This window comes from Mesorhizobium sp. M0968, assembly GCF_040319065.1.
GTDB lineage: Bacteria > Pseudomonadota > Alphaproteobacteria > Rhizobiales > Rhizobiaceae > Mesorhizobium.
Window position 1 is genome coordinate 288,310 of the sequence record NZ_JAMYNL010000004.1, and the last position, 19,744, is coordinate 308,053.

20 protein-coding genes and 2 pseudogenes are annotated in these 19,744 nt (G+C 64.4%); 10 read left to right on the forward strand and 12 right to left on the reverse strand.

What is annotated here, in order from left to right; translation table 11 throughout:
- Window positions 1-5 precede the first annotated feature (5 nt).
- From NKH67_RS09315 to NKH67_RS09325, 3 genes are all read left to right on the forward strand, one after another.
- Window positions 6-230 (forward strand): F0F1 ATP synthase subunit C, encoded by a 225-nt coding sequence (locus NKH67_RS09315; RefSeq protein ID WP_006206606.1) that lies wholly within the window; start codon window positions 6-8, stop codon window positions 228-230.
- An 81-nt stretch (window positions 231-311) separates the two neighbouring features.
- A complete protein-coding gene (locus NKH67_RS09320) occupies window positions 312-887 on the forward strand; it encodes a F0F1 ATP synthase subunit B (protein ID WP_352501992.1) in 576 nt (191 codons plus the stop codon).
- 10 nt (window positions 888-897) lie between these two features.
- Window positions 898-1,389: a F0F1 ATP synthase subunit B gene (locus tag NKH67_RS09325; RefSeq protein WP_023674071.1), complete on the forward strand. Its 492-nt coding sequence runs from the start codon at window positions 898-900 to the stop codon at window positions 1,387-1,389.
- A gap of 249 nt (window positions 1,390-1,638) precedes the next feature.
- On the opposite strand, the gene rnhB is transcribed toward NKH67_RS09325, so the two are convergent.
- Window positions 1,639-2,334, reverse strand: a complete 696-nt coding sequence (rnhB, locus tag NKH67_RS09330) for a ribonuclease HII (protein WP_352501990.1) — start codon at window positions 2,332-2,334, stop codon at window positions 1,639-1,641.
- A gap of 168 nt (window positions 2,335-2,502) precedes the next feature.
- Window positions 2,503-3,657 (reverse strand): PA0069 family radical SAM protein, encoded by a 1,155-nt coding sequence (locus NKH67_RS09335; protein WP_254818651.1) that lies wholly within the window; start codon window positions 3,655-3,657, stop codon window positions 2,503-2,505.
- A gap of 151 nt (window positions 3,658-3,808) precedes the next feature.
- On the opposite strand from NKH67_RS09335, the gene NKH67_RS09340 reads away from it, so the two are divergent.
- Window positions 3,809-4,312 (forward strand): glycosyltransferase, encoded by a 504-nt coding sequence (locus NKH67_RS09340; RefSeq protein ID WP_352612343.1) that lies wholly within the window; start codon window positions 3,809-3,811, stop codon window positions 4,310-4,312.
- Window positions 4,313-4,500: 188 nt separating this feature from the next.
- Window positions 4,501-5,475, forward strand: a complete 975-nt coding sequence (locus NKH67_RS09345; protein ID WP_352830751.1) for a phytanoyl-CoA dioxygenase family protein — start codon at window positions 4,501-4,503, stop codon at window positions 5,473-5,475.
- A gap of 33 nt (window positions 5,476-5,508) precedes the next feature.
- Here NKH67_RS09345 and moaB read toward each other — a convergent pair whose 3' ends face one another.
- From moaB to NKH67_RS09375, 6 genes are all read right to left on the reverse strand, one after another.
- Window positions 5,509-6,051: a molybdenum cofactor biosynthesis protein B gene (moaB, locus tag NKH67_RS09350; RefSeq protein ID WP_352540121.1), complete on the reverse strand. Its 543-nt coding sequence runs from the start codon at window positions 6,049-6,051 to the stop codon at window positions 5,509-5,511.
- A complete protein-coding gene (locus tag NKH67_RS09355) occupies window positions 6,038-6,940 on the reverse strand; it encodes a 4-(cytidine 5'-diphospho)-2-C-methyl-D-erythritol kinase (RefSeq protein ID WP_353030717.1) in 903 nt (300 codons plus the stop codon). The genes moaB and NKH67_RS09355 overlap by 14 nt, the downstream gene beginning before the upstream one ends.
- Window positions 6,941-6,966: 26 nt before the next feature.
- Window positions 6,967-7,152 (reverse strand): membrane protein, encoded by a 186-nt coding sequence (locus tag NKH67_RS09360; protein ID WP_023674078.1) that lies wholly within the window; start codon window positions 7,150-7,152, stop codon window positions 6,967-6,969.
- An 81-nt stretch (window positions 7,153-7,233) separates the two neighbouring features.
- Complete coding sequence (locus NKH67_RS09365) at window positions 7,234-8,091, reverse strand: S49 family peptidase (RefSeq protein ID WP_352501988.1); 858 nt, start codon at window positions 8,089-8,091, stop codon at window positions 7,234-7,236.
- An 87-nt stretch (window positions 8,092-8,178) separates the two neighbouring features.
- The gene (locus NKH67_RS09370; protein ID WP_352681120.1) at window positions 8,179-8,979 is read right to left on the reverse strand and encodes a tRNA1(Val) (adenine(37)-N6)-methyltransferase; all 801 of its coding nucleotides are present in this window, start codon (window positions 8,977-8,979) and stop codon (window positions 8,179-8,181) included.
- The gene (locus tag NKH67_RS09375; protein WP_023674082.1) at window positions 8,979-9,203 is read right to left on the reverse strand and encodes a putative signal transducing protein; all 225 of its coding nucleotides are present in this window, start codon (window positions 9,201-9,203) and stop codon (window positions 8,979-8,981) included. The genes NKH67_RS09370 and NKH67_RS09375 overlap by 1 nt, the downstream gene beginning before the upstream one ends.
- Before the next feature lie 426 nt (window positions 9,204-9,629).
- On the opposite strand from NKH67_RS09375, the gene NKH67_RS09380 reads away from it, so the two are divergent.
- On the forward strand, window positions 9,630-10,646 hold the full coding sequence (locus NKH67_RS09380; RefSeq protein ID WP_254818409.1) for a polyprenyl synthetase family protein: 1,017 nt from the start codon (window positions 9,630-9,632) through the stop codon (window positions 10,644-10,646).
- Between the two features lie 60 nt (window positions 10,647-10,706).
- Here the strand turns inward: NKH67_RS09380 and NKH67_RS09385 are convergent, their stop codons facing one another.
- Window positions 10,707-12,122: an MFS transporter gene (locus NKH67_RS09385; RefSeq protein WP_353030659.1), complete on the reverse strand. Its 1,416-nt coding sequence runs from the start codon at window positions 12,120-12,122 to the stop codon at window positions 10,707-10,709.
- A gap of 104 nt (window positions 12,123-12,226) precedes the next feature.
- Here NKH67_RS09385 and NKH67_RS09390 point away from each other — a divergent pair, with 104 nt between their 5' ends.
- The gene (locus tag NKH67_RS09390) at window positions 12,227-12,832 is read left to right on the forward strand and encodes a TetR/AcrR family transcriptional regulator (protein WP_352768798.1); all 606 of its coding nucleotides are present in this window, start codon (window positions 12,227-12,229) and stop codon (window positions 12,830-12,832) included.
- A gap of 19 nt (window positions 12,833-12,851) precedes the next feature.
- Here the strand turns inward: NKH67_RS09390 and NKH67_RS09395 are convergent, their stop codons facing one another.
- The 3 genes from NKH67_RS09395 to NKH67_RS09405 form a co-directional block, all read right to left on the reverse strand.
- Entirely contained in the window at window positions 12,852-13,484 is a 633-nt protein-coding gene (locus tag NKH67_RS09395) for a hypothetical protein (protein WP_353030661.1), read from the reverse strand.
- Between the two features lie 10 nt (window positions 13,485-13,494).
- Window positions 13,495-14,844 (reverse strand): YadA-like family protein, encoded by a 1,350-nt coding sequence (locus NKH67_RS09400; RefSeq protein ID WP_353030663.1) that lies wholly within the window; start codon window positions 14,842-14,844, stop codon window positions 13,495-13,497.
- 123 nt (window positions 14,845-14,967) lie between these two features.
- The gene (locus NKH67_RS09405; protein ID WP_353030666.1) at window positions 14,968-16,062 is read right to left on the reverse strand and encodes a helix-turn-helix transcriptional regulator; all 1,095 of its coding nucleotides are present in this window, start codon (window positions 16,060-16,062) and stop codon (window positions 14,968-14,970) included.
- A 322-nt stretch (window positions 16,063-16,384) separates the two neighbouring features.
- On the opposite strand from NKH67_RS09405, the gene NKH67_RS09410 reads away from it, so the two are divergent.
- The 3 genes and pseudogenes from NKH67_RS09410 to NKH67_RS09420 form a co-directional block, all read left to right on the forward strand.
- Window positions 16,385-18,160, forward strand: coding sequence for a tetratricopeptide repeat protein (locus NKH67_RS09410; protein ID WP_352851690.1), 1,776 nt, complete (start codon window positions 16,385-16,387; stop codon window positions 18,158-18,160).
- A gap of 260 nt (window positions 18,161-18,420) precedes the next feature.
- Window positions 18,421-19,134, forward strand: a pseudogene (locus tag NKH67_RS09415) (glycine--tRNA ligase subunit alpha); the annotation flags it as partial.
- A 147-nt stretch (window positions 19,135-19,281) separates the two neighbouring features.
- A pseudogene (locus NKH67_RS09420) lies at window positions 19,282-19,464 on the forward strand (glycine--tRNA ligase subunit alpha); the annotation flags it as partial.
- Window positions 19,465-19,744 lie beyond the last annotated feature (280 nt).

Below are 19,744 nucleotides of genomic sequence, written 5' to 3' on the forward strand. Positions count from 1 at the left end.
AACAAATGGACGCAGAAGCAGCAAAGTACATCGGTGCCGGCATCGCATGCCTCGGCATGGGCGGCGCGGGCATTGGCCTCGGCAACATTTTCGGCAGCTATCTGGCGGGCGCGCTGCGCAACCCGTCGGCAGCCGACGGCCAGTTCGGCCGCCTGATCTTCGGCTTCGCCGTGACCGAAGCGCTGGGTATTTTCTCGCTTCTCATCGCGCTTCTCGCTTTGTTCGGCTGAATGCTTGTTCGGCTGAACATTGGGAAGAATTGAACAGGTCGGCCGCGATCCTGCGGCGGGCCTGAATTTCGGGGATAGTCCATGTTCGTGACATCTGCCTTTGCGCAAGAGTCCGCGCCCGCCGTCGAAGGCGGCAGCGCTAGCACCGGCGTGCCTGCCGAGGCGCACGGCACGTTCCCGCCATTCAATCCGGCGACGTACCCCTCGCAGCTTCTATGGCTGGCAATCACCTTCGGGCTGTTTTATCTCTTCTTGAAACGGGTGGTGATGCCGCGCGTTGGCGGCATCATCGACGTGCGCAACGACCGCATTACCCAGGATCTCGACCATGCTGCCCGGCTGAAAAGCGAGGCCGATGCCGCCGTTGCCGCCTATGAGCAGGAATTGGCGGAAGCCAAGGGCAAGGCCAATGCGATCGGCCAGCAGGCCAACGATGCGGCCAAGGCGGAAGCCGAGGCTGCCCGCAAGACGATCGAGGCAGCGCTTGACCAGAAGCTTGGCGAGGCCGAGGCGCGTATATCTTCCATCAAGGCCAATGCCATGAAGGAAGTCGGCACGATCGCCGAGGACACCGCTTCGGCCATCGTCGAGGCGCTTGTCGGCGGCAAGGCCAGCAAGGCCGAAATCGCGGCCGCGGTCAAATCCGTGGCCGGGTGAGGAGCGCATCATGGACGCCACATCTCTCGCGACGCTTTGGGCAACTGTTGCCCTCGTAATCTTCCTCGGCATCGCCATCTACATCAAGGTGCCGGGCATGATCGCCAAGGCGCTTGATGCGCGTGCCGACAAGATCAGCTCCGAGCTCGAGGAAGCGCGCCGGTTGCGCGAAGAAGCCCAGCAGCTGCTTGGCCAATACCAGCGCAAGCGCAAGGAAGCCGAGCAGGAGGCCGCGGCCATCGTCGCCGCCGCCAAGCGCGAAGCCGACATGCTTGCCGCCGAGGCGCACAAGAAGACCGAGGATTATGTCGCTCGGCGCACCGCCTTGGCCGAGCAGAAGATCGGCCAGGCCGAGCGCGAAGCGATCGGCGAAGTGCGTGCCAGCGCTGTCGACATCGCGGTCGAAGCCGCGCGGGCGCTGCTGGCCGGCAAGATCGACGCCAAGGCCGGCGCCGACCTGTTCAACGCCTCGCTGCAGGATTTGAAGTCGAAGCTGAACTGAACGGCTGCATGAACAAGTCATCGAAGCCGCCCGGGAAACCTGGCGGCTTTTTTGTTGGCGAAAGCGACTGAGCGCGTAATCTCCCCCCTCGAGGGGGAGATGGCCGGCAGGCCAGAGGGGGTCGCCGCGCGTGAAGCGCCAGCCTTCTCTTTCGTCCCGCATGGCGTCGCGCCAGAACGTACCGACCCCCTCTGTCGCCTTTGGCGACATCTCCCCCTCGAGGGGCGAGATCACACCTTGCCGAATCGCTCAATCCAAACCCGAAAAACCCTCTTCCTCCAGCACCTCGGTGCCGCCGAACCGGAACGGCGCGAAGGAGGCGCGGTGCAGCCGTGCCACTGGCCCGTGCAGATCGATCGCCGTGCGATGGCGGACAGTGGCGTAGCCCATATGCAGTTCGAAGCCGTAACGCGCATGATGGCTGCCGCAGCCGCACATCATGCGGTCGCGCATCACCTTGGCGACGATCGAGGCTGCGGCGATCGACTGCGAGCGCTGGTCGCCCTTGATCAGTGCTTTGCCCTCGCAGGGCAGGCCGGGCGGCACGTCGCGGCCGTCGGCCAGTGCCAGCTTCGGCCGGATTGACAGGCCGGCCACGGCACGGCGCATCGCCTCCAGGCTGGCCTTGAGGATGTTGGAGGCATCGATGCCTTCGGCGCTGACCGAGGCCATCGATACGGCGAGCGCGGAGCCGAGGATTTTCAGGAACAGCGCCTCACGCTGCAAATGCGTCAGCCGCTTGGAATCGTCGAGGCCGTCGGGGATGTTGGCGGGATCGAGCACCACCGCTGCCGCCACCACCGGCCCGGCGAGCGGGCCGCGGCCGGCCTCGTCCATCCCCGCCACCGGCCAAAGGCCTTCGGCCATCGCCCTCGTCTCGAACGAGAAGTCGGGTTTCTCGACGATTTCGAAGAGAAGCGGAGAATCGGAACGCGGGCGAGCCATGGTGCGGCGAGGTTCGCATCGGCTCCGATTCTCCGCAAGTCCCCTCCGGGTCGGGCGGGGCACCGGACCAGGAGGGGGCTACCGTCTGCAAGCCCGGGGACAGGACAGGCCGGACGGGATTTTTTGCCCGTTGCCGGCCGTTTCAACCGGCTGGCGCGAGACGCTTTGTCACAGCAGCATCAGCTGCTCGGTAGCCTTGGCGGCGGGGACGAACTGGTCGGTCCTGAGCGAGCGCCGCTCGGCGTTGAGGCCGAGCCGTTTGGCAGCGATCTCGAAACGCCGGCCGATCTGCCAGGCATAGGGACCGGAGCCTTTCATGCGCTTGCCCCATTCCGAATCGTAGTCCTTGCCGTCGCGCATCGAACGGATCAGCGACATGACGTGGCGATAGCGATCGGGATAATGGCGCAGCAGCCAGTCCTTGAAGATCGGCGCGACCTCCAGCGGCAAGCGCAGCAGCACATAGCCGGCCTCGCGCGCGCCCGCTGCCTGCGCCGAATCGAGGATGCGCTCCATCTCCGGGTCGGTCAGTCCGGGGATGATCGGCGCGACCATCACCGAGGCCGGAATGCCGGCGTCCGAAAGCTGCCTGATCGCCTCCAGCCGCTTGGTCGGCGTCGACGCTCGCGGCTCCATCGTTCTGGCCAGCATCCTGTCCAATGTCGTCACCGACAATGCCACCTTGGCCAGCCCGCGTTCGGCCATGCGTGACAGAATGTCGATGTCACGCGTCACCAGCGCCGACTTGGTGACGATGCCGACCGGATGGCCGCGCGCCTCCAGCACTTCGAGGATCTCGCGCATGATCCGGTATTGCTTCTCGATCGGCTGATAAGGATCGGTATTGGTGCCGATGGCGATGGTGCGCGGCTGGTAATTATCCCTGGACAATTCCTTGTCGAGCAGCCGCGCCGCATCCGGCTTGGCAAACAGCTTCGATTCGAAATCCAGCCCCGGCGACAGGCCCATGAAGCTGTGCGTCGGCCGCGCGAAACAATAGACGCAGCCATGTTCGCAGCCGCGATAGGGATTGATCGAGCGATCGAAGGAGATGTCGGGCGATTCGTTGCGCGTGATGATGGTGCGCGGCTTCTCGACCTGTACCTCGGTCTTGAACGGCGGCAGCTCCTCCAGCGAATTCCATCCATCGTCGAACACATGCCGGCTGACCGGCTCGAAACGGCCGGACGGATTGATGCCCGCCGACCTGCCGCGATTGCGGTCCGGACGGACACGCATGCCGCTCTGCTCGATCATCGCATTCGCCATTTCGGCCCTGCCAGCGCCGAAGGCTGCAATATCGGCACGCACGATCTGTTCCATCTTGGCCCTTTCCCAGGGACTGTCCGCCCGCTGTCGAATCGCTCTGCTCATGAATGTATTCCTATCGTATCGATGAGAACAAAGCAAGAACTTTCTCGCGGTGCGCCGCAAAAACTGGCGCTGCCCGCCGCTTTCCGCTATTCGGCTAAACATGCTCAGCGTCCTGATCGAAACCCTGAATGACGAGGAGGGCCTTGCCCGCACGCTCGCCTCGCTGATCGGCGGCGCGGTCGAAGGCGTGGTGCGCGACGTTCTCGTCTGCGACACCGGCTCGACCGATCAGACGCACCGCGTCGCCGAACATGCCGGCTGCCACTATGTCAGCGGCGGCATCGCCGCCGGCATCAGGCAGGCCAAGGGCGACTGGCTGCTCTTGCTGGAACCGGGCGCGCGGCTGGGAGAGGGCTGGATCGACGAGGTCGTCGCCCATACCGCCAGGCAAACCATGGCGGCGCGGTTCTCGCGGGCACGCGGCAGCCGCACGCCGTTCCTGTCGCGCGTCTTTGCCGGAAATCGCGCTCTCGCCGAAGGCTTGGTGATCAGCAAGCGTCAGGCCGCGGCGCTGTCGAAGAACGCCCGCAGCGCCGAAGCGATCGCCCGCGGCCTGGCGACCAGGAGGCTCCACGCCGAGATCTGGGTCGCGCCGCGGAAGTGACGGCTTACCGTCCCGGTTATGGGAACTCCGCCCAAGCACATTTTCTGGCGGGTCGTCGTTTATTGTGCATTGCACAAAATCTGGCCGGGGGTTACCATTCCCGGCGATATGGGCGAATAGGGTTTGGGGTGTGCCGGAGCGGCGACGACTAACGTCGATGCTGTTCCCTCGACATTTTGAGGACCCCGATGACCCTTTCAAGCCCTGACAAGTCCGGCGCTGCAAGCCTCGAGGCGATCGCACGAAACGGCGGCACGCTGCGCCGCATCGCCGCCCGCATCCCGACCTATCTTTCCGACCTTCGCGAGAATCCGGCATGGCTGCCGATGTTCATGCTGGCCCGCACCATGCCGGCGCGGCGCCTGCACTGGCGCGGTGCAAAGCCCGTTCCGCCGGCGCGCAATGTCGGTGAAACGATGTTCGCCGGCGTCGATCGCGATGCCGTCGTCGGCGCGCTGCGGACGGAGGGGCTCTATTCGGGCCTGATGCTGCCGGCCGCCATCCATGAGGAGATTGTCCGCTTCGCCGAGCGCACGCCATGCTTCGGCAATTTCGACCGTCGGCTGGAATTCCTGCCCGAAAAACACGCCGATGCCGAAAAGCATTTCGGCCGCCCGCTGCTCAGCGGTCACTATTTCGAACGGGTCCTCGACTGCAACGCTGCGGTCGCCGTGCAGCGCGATCCGCTGCTTCTCGATATCGCAGCGCACTATCTCGGCAGCCAGGCCAAGCTGATCACCACCCGCGTCTGGTGGAGCTTTCCGACCGGTGGCGTCTCGGACGCCGACAAGAACATGGCCTCGCTCGGCAAATACCATTTCGACCTCGACGACTGGCGCATGCTGAAGTTCTTTTTCTACCTGGTGCCGGTCGACGCCGACACTGGGCCGCATGTCTATGTCCGCGGCTCCCATAACCGCCGCATCCTGAAGCATCAGCTGACGCTGCTGGTCGGCCATTCGGCGGAAGAGGTGCTGGGCGTCTACGGCGAGCAGAGCCCGGTCACGCTGACCGGGCCGGCCGGCCTCGGCTTTGTCGAGGATCCGTTCGGCTTCCATATGGGCACCGTGCCGACGCTCACGCCGCGGCTGATGATGGAGGTTGGCTTCGGCGTGTCGCCGCCGTCGCGCCGGCGTTTTCACGGCGAGCCGGTCATTCGCTAAACCGAGGTCGCTTGGCTGATACTTCGGTTCGTCTCAGCCGCGCCGCAAATGCTCGTCCAGCCGCGGCATGATCTCGACGAAGTTGCAGGGCATGTGCCGATAGTCGAGCTGCGGCTTCAAGATGCCGTCCCAGGCGTCCTTGCAGGCGCCGGGCGAGCCCGGCAGCACGAAAACGAAGGTGGCGTTGACGACGCCGCCGGTTGCCCGGCTCTGGATCGTCGAAGTGCCGATCTTGTCGTAGGAGATGCGGTGGAACACTTCGGAAAAGCCGTCCATGCGCTTTTCGAAGATCGGCTCCAGCGCTTCCGGCGTCACGTCGCGGCCGGTGAAGCCGGTGCCGCCGGTGGTGATGACGACATCAATCGCTTCGTCCCTTGACCAGCCCAGGACCTTGTCGCGGATCTTGTCGCGGTCGTCGGTGACGATGTCGCGGGCGGCCAGGACATGGCCGGCCTCGGCAATGCGGTCGGCCAGCGTCTGCCCGGATTTGTCGTCGGCGAGGCTGCGCGTATCGGAAACGGTCAGTACTGCGATGTGCACGGGAACGAAGGGGCGGCTCTCGTCAATCCTGGCCATGGGCATCAACCTCCGATGTCACGCTTCGCGTCGCCGCGACAAACCAGTCGGGATGGCGGCTGCGAATATCGACGGCCGCGCGCTTGGCCACATTGCCGGTCTCGAACAGCCCGAAGCAGGTGGCGCCGGAGCCGGACATCCTGGCAAAACCGGCTCCGGCCTTGTTGAGCACGGAAAGCGCCTTGCCGATCGCGGGCTGGATTGCGCGCGCCGCAGGCTCGAGATCATTGCGGGTGATCTCCAGCCAGTTGCGGATGCTGTGGAAGTCGAGGTTGCGCGGCAGCGGCGGCAGTCCCGCATTGTCGCGGCGGCCAAGCGCTTCGAACACGTCGGCCGTCGAGACGGCAGTGCCGGGATTGACGAGCACCAGACCCAGCGCCGGGAAACCCGGCACGAGCGTCAGCTCGTCGCCGATGCCGCGGGCTATCAGCGGCTTGGCTGCGAGGCACATCGGCACGTCGGCGCCGAGCGACAGGCCGATCCGCGCCAGTTCGGCATCGCCGATGTCGAGGCTCCAGGTCTGGACCAGGGCGCGCAGCACAGCCGCCGCATCGCTCGACCCGCCGCCGACACCGGACGCGACCGGCAGGTTCTTTTCGAGTCTGATGGCGACAGCCGGTGCGTGCTGGGGACCGGCCTCGCGCCGCAGTGCATCGCGCGCTCTCACCACCAGATTATTGTCGTCGACAGGCACCGCGGAGGCGTATTTGCCGGACATGGAAAACCCATCGCTGTCGGCAAGTTCCGTTTCGATGCGGTCGCCGAAGCGCGTGAACACAGCCAGGCTTTCGATCGTGTGATAGCCGTCGGCGCGCTGGCCGGTGACGTGCAGCGCGAGATTTATCTTGCCGTGCGCATGCGACGCCCGGATGCTGGCCTCGGCGTTCACTGGCTCGGCCGCGAGGGGGACGACGGTCAATCCTTGGCCAGACGGTATTCGCCGGTCTTCGGGTCCTTGACCAATGTTCCCATTGTACCGTTGGCGGCCTGCTTTTCGGTACGCCGCACCTTGGCGGTCACACGCTCGGCTTCCCTGACGAAGGAGCGGTAGCCGAAATAGGCGGCAATGCCGACGACGGCGAAGAAAATGATCTGCGGCATGTCAAACTCCTCCCTCGCAAGGCCGGCAAGGCCGCCGGTCGGGTCGGTTGATGATTTATGCTAGACGCTTTCACCGGCTTTTCAAAGCCCGAAGCGCGCCCACAGCGCGCGCTCTTCCGCCGCATCGATGACGCCGCTTGCCGCGGCGGCGGCGATATCGGGCGCCGAAAAGCTCGAGCCGAACAGGCCGAAGCGGCCGAACAGGCCGCGCGGCGCGGTGATCAGCTTGAGCTGGGTTTTCGGCCCGAAACGGCTCTTCAGCACGCTGCGCATGTCGCCGAGCGCATCGACCAGTCCGAGTTCAAGCCCCTTCTTGGCCGTCCAGAACAGGCCGGTGAACAGGTCGGGATCGTCCTTGAGCTTGCTGCCGCGCCTGTCCTTGACGAGGTCGATGAAGGTCTCGTGGACCTCGAGCTGCAGCGCCTTCAGGCGCTCGACGTCCTCCTTCTTTTCCGGCTTGAACGGGTCGAGCACCGCCTTGTTCTGGCCGGCGGTGTGGACGCGGCGCTCGATGCCGATCTTCTTCAACAGCTCCGGAAAGCCGAACGAGGCCGACACCACGCCGATCGAGCCGACGATGGAGGACGGGTCGGCAAAGATCTCGTCGCCGGCGACCGCGATCATGTAGCCGCCCGATGCCGCCACGTCCTCGACGAAAACCAGGACCTTCTTGTTCTTCTCGCTCGCCAGGTCGCGGATGCGCCTGAAGATCAGCCGCGACTGCACCGGCGAGCCGCCTGGCGAATTGATCGAGATGGCGACCGCCGGCGCGTCGAAGGAAAACAGCTTTTCGAGAAGGCCGGCGGTGGAAGCGAGCGACAGGCTCGGCCGGAACTGGCCGCCGCCGGGCATGATCGTGCCGTGCAGCCGGATGACCGGAATGGTGACGACGGCGGAGCGCCAGGATTTCGGCAGCAGGCGGTTGAAAAGGCGTTTCACGAGGGGGCGGTCTCCGGTCGATTTGCTTGACGCATGTAGGAATTCGCCGGCCAACGGCAATGCCGTCACCCCGGCAATCAGAATGGATCAGTCTCCGAAAAGCGACGCCAGCCCGTTATTGATCAGCTCTGCCCGCTCCGAAGGGCCATTGCCTGAATAGGCATGCAGCATCAGCGGTGGTTGGATCGACAGTTTGCCGCGTGCGCCGAGTGCTGCCCGGACGACGATGCGGATCGCCGCCGCTTCGGGGCGAGGATGGACGGCCAGCATCTCGGCATCGCCGAAGCGGCCGGCGATGGCATCGAGGATGGCGCCGAGCTGTTCCGGCCGGGCGATGACGGCCAGCCCGCCGCCCGGCCTGACCACCGCGGCCGCGCTGCGGATCCAGCTGTCGAACAGCCCGTCCTCCGAGACATGCGCGGCCTTTCTCAGCGGATCGGGCGTCGCGCGATCCTCGGCGGCATTGAACGGCGGGTTCATGATGACGAAATCGAAGCTGTTGTCCTCAAGTCCGGCGGCCGTTCGCGCCCGGCCCGACAGCGCGACATCGGCGACGAGCACCGAGGCGCGGTCGCTGAGATGCGCATTGCCGGGGTGGGCAAGCGTGGTGGTGGCGAAGGCCGCCATTTCCGGGGAACGCTCGACGAGCACGGCCGCGGCCCCGGGGCAGCGCGACAGGACCGCCAGGCCGGCCGCACCAGCGCCCGCGCCAAAATCGGCAAGCCGCCCGGCGAAGGAGGACGGCACGGCAGCCGCCAGCATCATCGCATCCATGCCGGCGCGGTGGCCCGCCTTTCTCGGCTGCACCAGCCAGAAGCGACCGCGATGAAAGGCATCGACCGTATGAGCCGGCATGTCCGGGACAAGGGCAGCGGGCGACGCGGACATTATTTTTGGCGGATCTCGTTAGCGATGCCGGCATCCGTCAGGATGCGCCGCGCCGCATCGGCCTTGTCGGCGTCCACCATGACACGGCGGGGCAGGATGCCGATCGAGCCGTCGAGGACGCTCATGTTCTGGTCGGCGACGAAACAGCCGATGCCGGCATCGCGCATGAGCGATTCGACAAACGAAATGATGACGGCGTCGTTGGTGCGGATGAGCTCTATCATCGGATTAGGGCCATGATCTATCGATATGGTCGAAATGGCGCCTGAAACGGCAAGAAGATGCGAGGAGAAGCGTGAAGGTCGGGGTCTTTCCCCCGGCCGAGCGGTTCGACGACGCAGCTTGCAGCCGTTTCGGCGTCCGGAGGATGTGGTCCATCTGCCCGGCTACTTTGTCGCGAAGGACTTGAAAGCCGAATGGCTTCCTGCGCCTTCGCTCCGCGTATCCGGACAGATGGCCTCACACCATTTCGATCATATCGATAGATCATGGCCCTAAACTCGCAGTTTGCGGCGTTGATGTAAACGTAGGCGTGATCATGTACCAGAGCCGGCGCGCCAATTCGCCTCTTGCCGCAGCAGTGGGTGACACCCTAGAGTCTGTCCAGGGACCATGTTGCCGTCGTGCATATCGAGGTTGGGAGTTTTGCCGTGGGTGTCGTTCTCAACATTGAAAACGGGAAGCGCGAAGCCGCCTCGATAAAGGACCTCATCGACCTGACAGCGGCCGACATGGGGCGCGTCAACAAATTGATCCTGTCGAAGGCCGGCTCCGATGTCGAGATGATCCCGGAGATTGCCAACCATCTGATCTCGTCGGGCGGCAAACGGCTGCGGCCGATGCTGACGCTCGCCGCCGCCCAGATGTTCGGCTATTCCGGCGACGGCCATGTCAAGCTCGCCACATCGGTCGAATTCATGCATACCGCGACACTTCTCCACGACGACGTCGTCGACGAAAGCGGCATGCGGCGCGGCAAGAAGACGGCGCGTATGATCTGGGGCAACCAGGCCAGTGTTCTGGTCGGCGATTTCCTGCTCGGCCAGGCCTTTCGCATGATGGTCGATGTCGCCTCGCTGGAAGCGCTCGACATCCTGTCCAGCGCCGCTTCGGTCATCGCCGAAGGCGAGGTGATGCAGCTCGCTGCCGCAAAAAACCTCGAGACCACCGAGGACGAGCATTTCGCGGTGATCAAGGCCAAGACCGCGGCGCTGTTCTCCGCTGCCGCCGAGGTCGGCCCGGTCATCGCCCAGGCGACGCGCAATGATCGCGCAGCACTTCGCTCCTACGGCATGAATCTCGGCCTTGCCTTCCAGCTGATCGATGACGCGCTGGATTACGGCGGCACCAGCAAGGATCTCGGCAAGAATGTCGGCGACGATTTCCGCGAGGGCAAGGTGACGCTGCCGGTGATCCTCGCCTATCGGCGCGGCACCAAGGCCGAGCGCAGCTTCTGGAAACGCGCCATCGAGGACAATGCCGCCGACGATGCCGGGCTGGAAAAGGCCATCGGCCTGATGCTCCGCCACGGGGCGATTGCCGACACCATCGGGCGCGCCCGCCATTTCGGCGAGATAGCCCGCGACGCGCTGGCGCCGCTCGAGGCGACGCCGCAGAAGTCTGCACTGATCGACGTCATCGATTTCTGCATCAGCCGGGTGAATTGACAGGCGTCGCGGCGCGAGGCCGGGACGCCGCCTGTTCTCATCGAGCCTTTGCCGGAAGCACTATTGCTGCCAGCAAACTGACGACGATGCCCGCCGCCGCGAGCCGAGCCGGAAGGCAACCTGGATGCCGTCGGCGACGGCAATTTTCAACGCATCGCCGGACAATTCGCCGATTTGGCTGTTCGCAATCGCAATCAGCACGGCCATGCCGATGGCGTTGCCGACATTGAGCGTCGTCGAAGCCATCCCCGAGGCGACGCCTTGCTGGTCATGGGCAACGCCGGAACCGGCGGCAATCCACATTGCGGTCCAGACGATGCCTTGTCCGACGCCGGAGACGATCAGGCCGGGTACGAGGGGCAGATAGCTGCTGTCGGCAGTCGCGCCTGATACCATCAATGCTGTGCCGACCGCGCCGACGATCATGCCGCCGACCAGGGTTCGGCGCGTCGAAAAGCGCGTTGCCAGACGCTCGCCGAGTTGCGTGCCGGTGGCGATGGCGACCGACGGCACGAGAAAGGCGAGGCCCGTCTGCAAGGCAGTGAAGCCGTGCACGTTCTGCAGCAGCACGGTGAGGAAGTAGGGCAGCGCGCCGAAAGTGCCCATGTAGAGGAAGGTTATCGTCATGCCGGCGACGAGGCTGCGGTTGTGGAACAGGCGCAGCGGCATCAGCGGGTCGGCGCTGTTGGCCTCGATCACGGTGAAGGCGATCAGGAAGAATGCCGCCAGTGCTGCGCTGACGATGATTGCGCCAGAGCCCCAGCCATATTCGGGCCCCTGAACCAGGGTGAAGACAAGCAGCGTCGCGCCGGCGGTGACGGTCAGCGCGCCCGGCAGATCGAAGCTGCGCTGCTCGTGCCGCTTGCGATCGCGCGGGATGATGGCGAAAGCCGCGATGATGGCGATCCCGGCCAACAGCACGTTGACGTAGAAGACCGACGGCCAGCCGAAGGCGCTGGTCAGAAACCCGCCGGCAAGCGAACCGAGCGTCAGGCCGCTGGCGCCCGCGCCGCCCCAGACGGCGAGCGCCCGGTTGCGTTCCGGTCCCTCGGCGAACAGGCGGTTGATCAGCGACAACGTCGCAGGAAACAGGAACGCGGCGCCGATGCCTTGCACGGCGCGGGCCGCGATGATGATTTCCGGCGACCAGGCGAGGCCGCCGACCAGAGATGAGAGCGCGTAGAGCCAGAGCGCGAAGATGAAGACGCGGCGCTGGCCGATCAGGTCGGCGGCCCGGCCGCCGAACAGCAGGAAGCCGCCGGTGAAGACGGTGTAGGCGCTGACCACCCACTGCAGGGTCTGGCCTGAAAATCCGAGGCCGGCGCCGATCTCCGGCAACGCCACGAAGACTATGTTGAGATCGAGCGAGATGATGAGCTGCGCGAAGGCGAGCAGCGCCAGCGTTGCGCCATGTTTCGCCCTGCTTGCTCCCTGCGTTATCGCCCCGAGCGGCGCGCCTTGATCCAGTGAACTCATGCCGGTCTCCTTGTCGACAATTATTTAATGATCGACAAAGAATTGAGATTTGCAATCCGAAGTCAAGCGGATTATTTGTTGATCGACAAAAATTGGAGACCGCCATGGCGGGAAGGCCAAGGGAGTTCGACCGCGACCAGGCGCTGGAGAAAGCCCGCGACGCTTTCTGGAGACGCGGCTACGAGGGCACCTCGATGGCCGATCTCGTATCGGCGCTTGGTCTCGCATCGGCGCGCATCTATGCCGCCTTCGGCTCGAAGGAGGATCTGTTTCGCGAAGCGGTGGCACTTTACGAGGCCAATGAGGGCGGCTTCGCCACACGCGCACTGCAGGAAGAACCAAATGTCCGGCGCGTTATCGAGCGCATGCTTCGCGACGCCGTCGAAATCTATACGCGGCCGGGGCAGCCGCAGGGCTGCATGGTGGTGACGGCCGCGACCAATTGCGCCGTCGAAAATGACGCCGTGCTGCAATGGCTGGCGGAGCATCGGCTGGCGCGTACCGCATCGATCGTCGAGCGGTTGAAGCAGGCGGTGCGCGATGGCGAATTGAAGCCGGACACCGACGCCGAGACGTTGGGGGATTATTACGCCACGCTGCTGCACGGCCTTTCGGTGCAGGCACGCGACGGCGTGCCGAAAAAGCGGCTGCACGATCTTGTCACCGTCGCCATGCAGGCGCTCGACGCAAGCCTTTCGCAAACGTCCTGAGTTTCAGGGCCGTGACGCCTCACTTGCCGGCTTGTTCGGCGGCCCTTCTGGGATTGACCGCCGGCGTCGGCGGGTCGGGTATTTCGGTGGCGACAGGCTTTGGCGGTTGCGGCTCCGTCGCCGGCGCTTCGGGGCCGGCCTTGCTGAGCGCGACCGAGATGCCGAACACCTTCCATTGCCGTTCGACCGGCGCAAACAACAGCTCGAAATTGACCTGCATCGGCACCGAGGGAAAGAAACCGGCCATATGCAACATGCCGTTGGACTCGATCTGCGGCAGCAGCGTCAATTGCGGCTCCAGCACCGCGACGCCGCCGAGGTCGATGCCGTCATTGCGGTGGCTGGCGAAGATTTCGGCAAGCTTGGCCGCATTGTTGGTCTGGAAGCCCGGCGCGCCGAGATCGCGCAGCACCGTGTAATTCCCCGTCTTGTTGGCATGGTCGAGCGCCAGCAGCGAGCCGCGCACCAGGATCAGCACGCCGTTGCGGTCGATATTGGCCGGCTTCGGCGCCTGCGGCTTGGCCGATTTCTGGGTTTTCGACGTTTGCGCCAGGGCAGGCTGGACAAGCTGCGGAACGGCTGCCGTCAGCACCAAGGCGGCCAGCAACATTCTGCCCGTCGGCCGCACCGATCCCGGCAACTTTGCGGTCATGCCGGCTGCATCAGTTGAGTGTCCACGATGCGCCGACGCTGACGCCGACATCGCCACGGTTGGTGGAGGCCGACACGGCGGCGTTGAGGCGGAAATCCAGGCTCGTGCTATAGCCAAGGCCGAGCGCCAGGCCCGACTGGCCCTTGAAATGGCCAAAGCCGCCGGCCAGCGACAATTTGCCGGGCCTGTCGTCGTAACGCAATCCCGCCGTCGCCAGCGCAAGCGCCGTTCCGGCGCGGGCTTCCGAGCGGTTTTCGCTGACCTGCTCGCCAAGGTTCTGCAACCCGCCTTCCAGCGCGCTGACGCGGCCGTCGAGCAGGGCGATGTTAGCCTCGTTGATCGTGGTGCGACTGTCGAGGCTGAAAATCTGCGCGGTGTGCAGGTTGAGCGTGTTGGTATTGTTGGTGATACGCGCCTCGTGATCGGCAAGCTGGATCGTATGATCGCCGACCGTCGTGTTGAGCGCGTTGATCTGGTTGGTGTTGTTGGCAATGCGCGTCTCGTGATCGGCAAGCTGCATCGTGTGGCTGCTTACCGTGGTGTTGAGCGAGGCGATCTGGGTGGTATGGGCTGCAACGTCGTCGGCCAGTCCTTCGAGTTCGTCGATGTTCACGGAAGCGGTCGCCAGATTGCCCGCGGCGTCGGACGTCACCAGGTATTTCGGTCCGCTCTGGGCGTCCCTGCTGGCTGCGCTGTTGATGCCGGATAGAGTGTAGGTGGCGCTGCTGTTGCCGATAGCCACCTGATTGGCGCGTGTCGTGGTCACACCTTGGCCTACGGCGACTGAATCGGCAAAATTGGCCGTCGCACCGGTGCCGAGGGCGGTGGCATTCACCGCATTCGCCTTGGCCGAGGCGCCAAGAGCGGTAGCGTTGGCCTGGTTAGGGCCTCCCGCACCAGCCTGAGCACGGGCGCCGATAGCCGTCGTGCTTGCATTGTTATGGTTGATGGGACCCGAGATTCCCCCGGCCCACGCATCATCGCCAAGAGCGGTACTGAGGTCTCCATCAGAAACGGCTCTACCGCCGACCGCCGTCGAGGATCCGCCCGCAGCTTGGGCGATAGTTCCGCATGCCATACCGGTGGGCGAAGCCCCGGCGCCATCTGCGCCATAATTTATATCTTCACACACAAACGCAGCCGCCGGAGTCGGCGCGAGGGCCACCAGGCCGGCTGCCGCGGCTATCACCAAAGCTCCGGCCCCGCGAACCGGCACGCGGGACGACATCAGGATGCCGGCAGCCCCCAATGCAGCCGACCACTCAAAGCCTTCTACAACACGGCTCTTCATCGAATTATCCCCTTCTTTCCAGAACGGCGCCGGCCGATCGCAAAGCTCCCGATGAGATGGACCATGCATGAAGCCGGCAACGGCCGGACAGTCGGCAAATGCCTACACTTCGCGGCATTCCCCCTGTTCTTGCAGCGTTTTCAGTCCTGGCTGTTGCAATCTTGCAACGTCGGGCCGGTTGACTGACCGAAATCACGAAAACGGCCGCGCGCTCGTCAGCAGCGCCACGAACTGGCTTTGGCGACTGGTTCCGGTTTTCCGAAAAATTCGCTCGAGATAAGTACGGGCCGATTTGACGGCGATACCGACTTCGAGGGCGGCTTCCTGTACGGAACGGCCTGAGGCAAGCACGACGGCGAGCCGGGCTTCCGCCGGCGTCAAGTCGAACAGGCCCGAAAGGATATCGGGCGACGGCACCGTCGCGCTGATGCTGACGGCAGTTGCCGCGACAAGGATATCCGCGCCCGAAAAGATGTCATGTGCGGCACGGCGCAACGGCAAAAGGTGAACGATCAGCGCAGGCCGCCCCTCAACGGCTGGGACAGGGATGGACCGCACAACGCGATGGTCGTCGTTGTGCATGATGGCTTGCTGGAAAAGCGCGTTTGCAGATAGGTCCGCAAGCACCATGCCGCCGCCGGCCTGGGGGATGAACACGTCCTTCATATCTTCCAGCAGGCGGTTGACCGTCAGCACACGGCCTGATCCGCTCATGACAGCGGCCGGCAGTCCGATTTCGCCCAGCGCCGATGCGGCGGTCCTGGCGCGTTCCATGCCAAGACGCGCGGCAACAAGGCCGGCCCGCGCCAGATGCGGACGCAGTCCGTTCAGCAGGTCGATCGCCGCTTGATCGTACTTGCCGTCCTTCAGCCAGCGCTGGAAGACGAACAGCACCAGCTCTCCGCTCGGCATGGGAATCGACGTGCAGACGGGCGATCCGACGCCGAAATTTCTTGCCCATGCGTAGATCGGGTCCCGCTCGATCTCATCGCCGGTCATGAAGTCGTCGACCCGCACAAAGCTTGCCGGCTGGGTGCTGCACATGCGCTGCACGCTCTCGGAAAATTTCCAATCTGCCATGAAAGCGTCGATCAAGGGCTCGGCCTGCGCCTCGCCGATGGCGCGAAGCGGGGAATGATCGCTGATCATGAAAATCGAGCCGCTTGCCGAGCGCGTGATCGCACTGGTCGCTTCCAACGCTCCCGGCCACTGCTCGGCGGCGAACGCTGCTTCGTAGATACGATCGACGATGGCGAAGGCTTCTTCGTCGCGCGGCACTTCCAGCATCGGCGCCCCCATGGCTGGCGAAGCAAGAATTGAAATCTCATCCTGCCACGCAAAGTTGCATGGCGGAAGCTTTCAACCGCTGGCGCTTAGGGATCGCTTACGGCGTCGGGAAATAGCACCGCGCAGGCACCGCCAAAGCGGACGCCACGCGGTCAAGAGTCGCAGTTCAGGCCCTTTCGGCATGGTTTATTAATTGCTTGACCCGATTGTGAATTCGGGCCGGGTTGAAGCGCGACCCCAAAAAGGCCATGCTTTACCTGTAAAAATCGAGTCTACGGCGATCCCGCTGACGCGGAGATGGCGTTTGGCTGAAAGGGATATGATGCGGCAAGGATATGCGCGCTGGCTGACGGGGCTGGCAATCGCGACGGGCATGGCGATCTCGGCTTTGCCGGCGCATGCCAAACAGACCGCCGAGCCGGTCAGGATCACATCCTTCTCGGGGGCCTATCTCGCCGCCAGGATTGCCGACGGCGACAACGACCTCGACAGCGCCATTTCCTATTACAAGCAGGCGCTTGCCTTCGATCCGAACGATACGGGACTGCAGCAGAGCCTGATGCTGTCGCTGATCGCGCAGGGGCGCTTCGACGAATCCCTGGTCTATGCCGACAAGCTCAAGGCGGTTCCCGATGTCGAGCGCTTCTCGCGCCTGGCGCTGGCCATCGATTCCTTCCACAAGAAGGATTTCTCCAAGGCCGAATACTGGCTCAAGCTGTCGCTCGAGTCCGATCTCGACCGGCTGATCTCCGGCGTCATGACCGGCTGGGCCAAGCAGGGTGCGGGTGACGCCGGCGAGGCCATGGCTTCCATCGACAAGCTGCAAGGCCCCGACTGGTTCAGCCTGTTCAAGTCCTTCCACCGCGCCTTGATTGCCGACGCCTCTGGCCTGCCCGACAGGGCGGATGCGCTCTACACCGCCACCGTGCAGGACACCGCCGCCGGCGGTGCGGCCCCCGAAACATGGATGCGCAACGCGCAGGCCTACGCCTCTTTCCTCGCCCGCAAAGGCGACAAGGCCAAGGCGCTGTCGGTGCTCGACAAAGCCGAGGCGTTTGCGCCCGGCAAGGTCGAGATTGCAGCCCTTCGCGACAAGATCAACAAGGGCGAAAAGATCGAGCCCTTCGTTGCCGGTCCGTCGGACGGCGCCTCGGAAATCCTGCTCGATCTCGCCACCGCGCTCAACCGCGGCGGCGGCGAGCCGTTCGTGCGGCTTTATCTGCAATATGCCCTGGCGCTGCGGCCCGACAACGACGCGGCGCTCGTTCAGCTTGCCGCCGTTGCCGAGCAGTTGAAAGACGGCGAGGGCGCCATCGCGCTCTATCGCCGCATTCCCGCCGGCTCGCCGCTGAAGCAGCTTTCGGACCTGCAGCTTGGCCTCAACCTTGCCGATCTCGACCGCAACGACGAGGCGATCGCTCACCTCAAGGCCATCGTCGATGCGCATCCAGACGACATGCGCGCCTATCTGGCGCTCGGCGGCGTCTATTCCTCGAAGGAGGATTTCCGCTCCGCCGCCAATCTTTACGACAAGGCAGTCGAGGTGCTGAAGACGCCGACCGCCGCCAACTGGAACATCTTCTACCAGCGCGGCATCGCCTATGAGCGGCTGAAGGAATGGCCGAAGGCCGAGCCGAATTTCCGCAAGGCGCTGGAGCTCTACCCCGACCAGCCGCAGGTCCTGAACTATCTCGGCTATTCCTGGGTCGACAAGAACATGAACCTCAAGGAAGGCCTCGCGATGATCCAGAAGGCCGTCGACCTGAGGCCGAGCGACGGCTACATCGTCGATTCGCTGGGCTGGGCCTATTACCGCCTTGGCCAGTTCGACGACGCGGTGCGCGAAATGGAACGCGCCGTTTCGTTGAAGCCGGAGGATCCGGTGCTCAACGATCACCTCGGCGACGCTTACTGGCGCGTCGGCCGCAAGCTGGAAGCCACCTTCCAGTGGAACCAGGCCCGCGACCTGAAGCCGGACCCGGATGTGCTTGCCGCCTTGCAGCAAAAGCTGATGAAAGGCCTGCCGCCGATCGAATCCAACACGGCGCAGGAAACCCCGAACGTAAAGCCCTTGCCGGCGCCCGCCCCTAAGGGGTGACCCTTCTTCCTTCTCCCCTTGTGGGAGAAGGTGGATCGGCGCGCAGCGCCGAGACGGTTGAGGGGTGTCGGACGGATTGCCGTCGGGCTGGAACACCCCTCATCCGACCGAGCTTCGCTCGGCCACCTTCTCCCACAAGGGGAGAAGGGAACACCTTCAAAGGCCTGACCCCCTCTGCCTTGACGCTTGCTGGCCAGGCATCTAGGACGTGCCGGCATCCCGCCTTTCCCGCCGAGGCCGCCGTGACCATTCCTGCCCACATGCACCCCAGCCGCTCGTTCCAGGGGCTGATCCTGACGTTGCATAATTATTGGGCGGACTATGGCTGCGTCGTCCTTCAGCCTTACGACATGGAAGTCGGCGCCGGCACATTCCATCCGGCAACGACGTTGCGCGCGCTCGGTCCAAAACGCTGGAACGCGGCCTATGTCCAGCCCTCGCGCCGCCCCAAGGACGGCCGCTATGGCGAGAACCCGAACCGGCTGCAGCACTATTACCAATACCAGGTGATCCTGAAGCCCAATCCGCCCAATCTGCAGGAGCTTTACCTCGGCTCGCTGGCCGCGATCGGCATCGATCCGCTGCTGCATGACATCCGCTTCGTCGAGGACGACTGGGAAAGCCCGACGCTGGGCGCCTGGGGGCTGGGCTGGGAGTGCTGGTGCGACGGCATGGAGGTCTCGCAGTTCACCTATTTCCAGCAGGTCTGCGGCATCGAATGCTCCCCGGTGGCGGGCGAGCTCACTTACGGGCTGGAACGGCTGGCCATGTATGTGCAGGGCATCGACAATGTCTACGACCTCAACTTCAACGGCCGCGAAGGCGCCGACAAGGTGACCTATGGCGACGTCTTCCTGCAGGCCGAGCAGGAATATTCGCGCCATAATTTCGAATTTGCCAACACCGCAATGCTGCTCAGGCATTTCCAGGACGCCGAAGCCGAGTGCAAGGCGCTGCTCGAAGCCGGCGCGCCTGTCTCCCCCCTTGAGGGGGAGATGCCCGCGAAGCGGGCAGAGGGGGTCACCTCAGAAGGCACTGCAGGTCAGGCGTCGAGCACTGCACGGGCGACCCCTCCCGGCCAGACCTTGTCTGGCCACCTTCCGCTCAAGGGGGAGGGATACCACCGCATGGTCTTCCCCGCCTACGACCAGTGCATCAAGGCCAGCCACGTCTTCAATCTGCTCGACGCACGCGGCGTGATTTCGGTCACCGAGCGCCAGAGTTATATTTTGCGGGTGCGCAATCTGGCCAAAGCCTGCGGCGAGGCGTTTCTGCTGACGCAGGCGGGCGGGCTGGCGGCCTAGCTCAGGGCGAATTCGGCAGGAGTGCTGATTGGCAACGTGCCTAGGCCGCTTGCACCGGCTATTGTCCGCAGCGCTTGCCTGACGCCGGGCATCGAGAACGTGCCGTGCACCTGCGCTGTAAAACAGGCGCTGAGCGCGAGGATCTGCAGGAATGTCGATGCCGTTCTCATGGTCGGTCAGCCAATAGCTCTCTGCCTGAGCGTTGGTCGCTTCAGCGCTGCGTTCGGTTCAGGGAAATCTTTGATCCAAGGACGGGCGGACCGGCGCGTGTCCGACAGGC

Excerpts from the sequence above, each read along its gene's own strand:
- NKH67_RS09340 (WP_352612343.1), top strand. The coding sequence starts at position 3,809 with ATGCTCAGCGTCCTGATCGAAACCCTGAATGACGAGGAGGGCCTTGCC.
- rnhB (WP_352501990.1), bottom strand. The coding sequence starts at position 2,334 with ATGGCTCGCCCGCGTTCCGATTCTCCGCTTCTCTTCGAAATCGTCGAG.
- NKH67_RS09345 (WP_352830751.1), top strand. The coding sequence starts at position 4,501 with ATGACCCTTTCAAGCCCTGACAAGTCCGGCGCTGCAAGCCTCGAGGCG.
- NKH67_RS09390 (WP_352768798.1), top strand. The coding sequence starts at position 12,227 with ATGGCGGGAAGGCCAAGGGAGTTCGACCGCGACCAGGCGCTGGAGAAA.
- NKH67_RS09315 (WP_006206606.1), top strand. The coding sequence starts at position 6 with ATGGACGCAGAAGCAGCAAAGTACATCGGTGCCGGCATCGCATGCCTC.
- NKH67_RS09335 (WP_254818651.1), bottom strand. The coding sequence starts at position 3,657 with ATGGAACAGATCGTGCGTGCCGATATTGCAGCCTTCGGCGCTGGCAGG.
- NKH67_RS09360 (WP_023674078.1), bottom strand. The coding sequence starts at position 7,152 with ATGCCGCAGATCATTTTCTTCGCCGTCGTCGGCATTGCCGCCTATTTC.
- NKH67_RS09375 (WP_023674082.1), bottom strand. The coding sequence starts at position 9,203 with ATGATAGAGCTCATCCGCACCAACGACGCCGTCATCATTTCGTTTGTC.
- NKH67_RS09410 (WP_352851690.1), top strand. The coding sequence starts at position 16,385 with ATGCGGCAAGGATATGCGCGCTGGCTGACGGGGCTGGCAATCGCGACG.
- NKH67_RS09320 (WP_352501992.1), top strand. The coding sequence starts at position 312 with ATGTTCGTGACATCTGCCTTTGCGCAAGAGTCCGCGCCCGCCGTCGAA.
- NKH67_RS09370 (WP_352681120.1), bottom strand. The coding sequence starts at position 8,979 with ATGTCCGCGTCGCCCGCTGCCCTTGTCCCGGACATGCCGGCTCATACG.
- NKH67_RS09400 (WP_353030663.1), bottom strand. The coding sequence starts at position 14,844 with ATGCATGGTCCATCTCATCGGGAGCTTTGCGATCGGCCGGCGCCGTTC.
- NKH67_RS09395 (WP_353030661.1), bottom strand. The coding sequence starts at position 13,484 with ATGACCGCAAAGTTGCCGGGATCGGTGCGGCCGACGGGCAGAATGTTG.
- NKH67_RS09405 (WP_353030666.1), bottom strand. The coding sequence starts at position 16,062 with ATGCTGGAAGTGCCGCGCGACGAAGAAGCCTTCGCCATCGTCGATCGT.
- moaB (WP_352540121.1), bottom strand. The coding sequence starts at position 6,051 with ATGGCCAGGATTGACGAGAGCCGCCCCTTCGTTCCCGTGCACATCGCA.
- NKH67_RS09325 (WP_023674071.1), top strand. The coding sequence starts at position 898 with ATGGACGCCACATCTCTCGCGACGCTTTGGGCAACTGTTGCCCTCGTA.
- NKH67_RS09385 (WP_353030659.1), bottom strand. The coding sequence starts at position 12,122 with ATGAGTTCACTGGATCAAGGCGCGCCGCTCGGGGCGATAACGCAGGGA.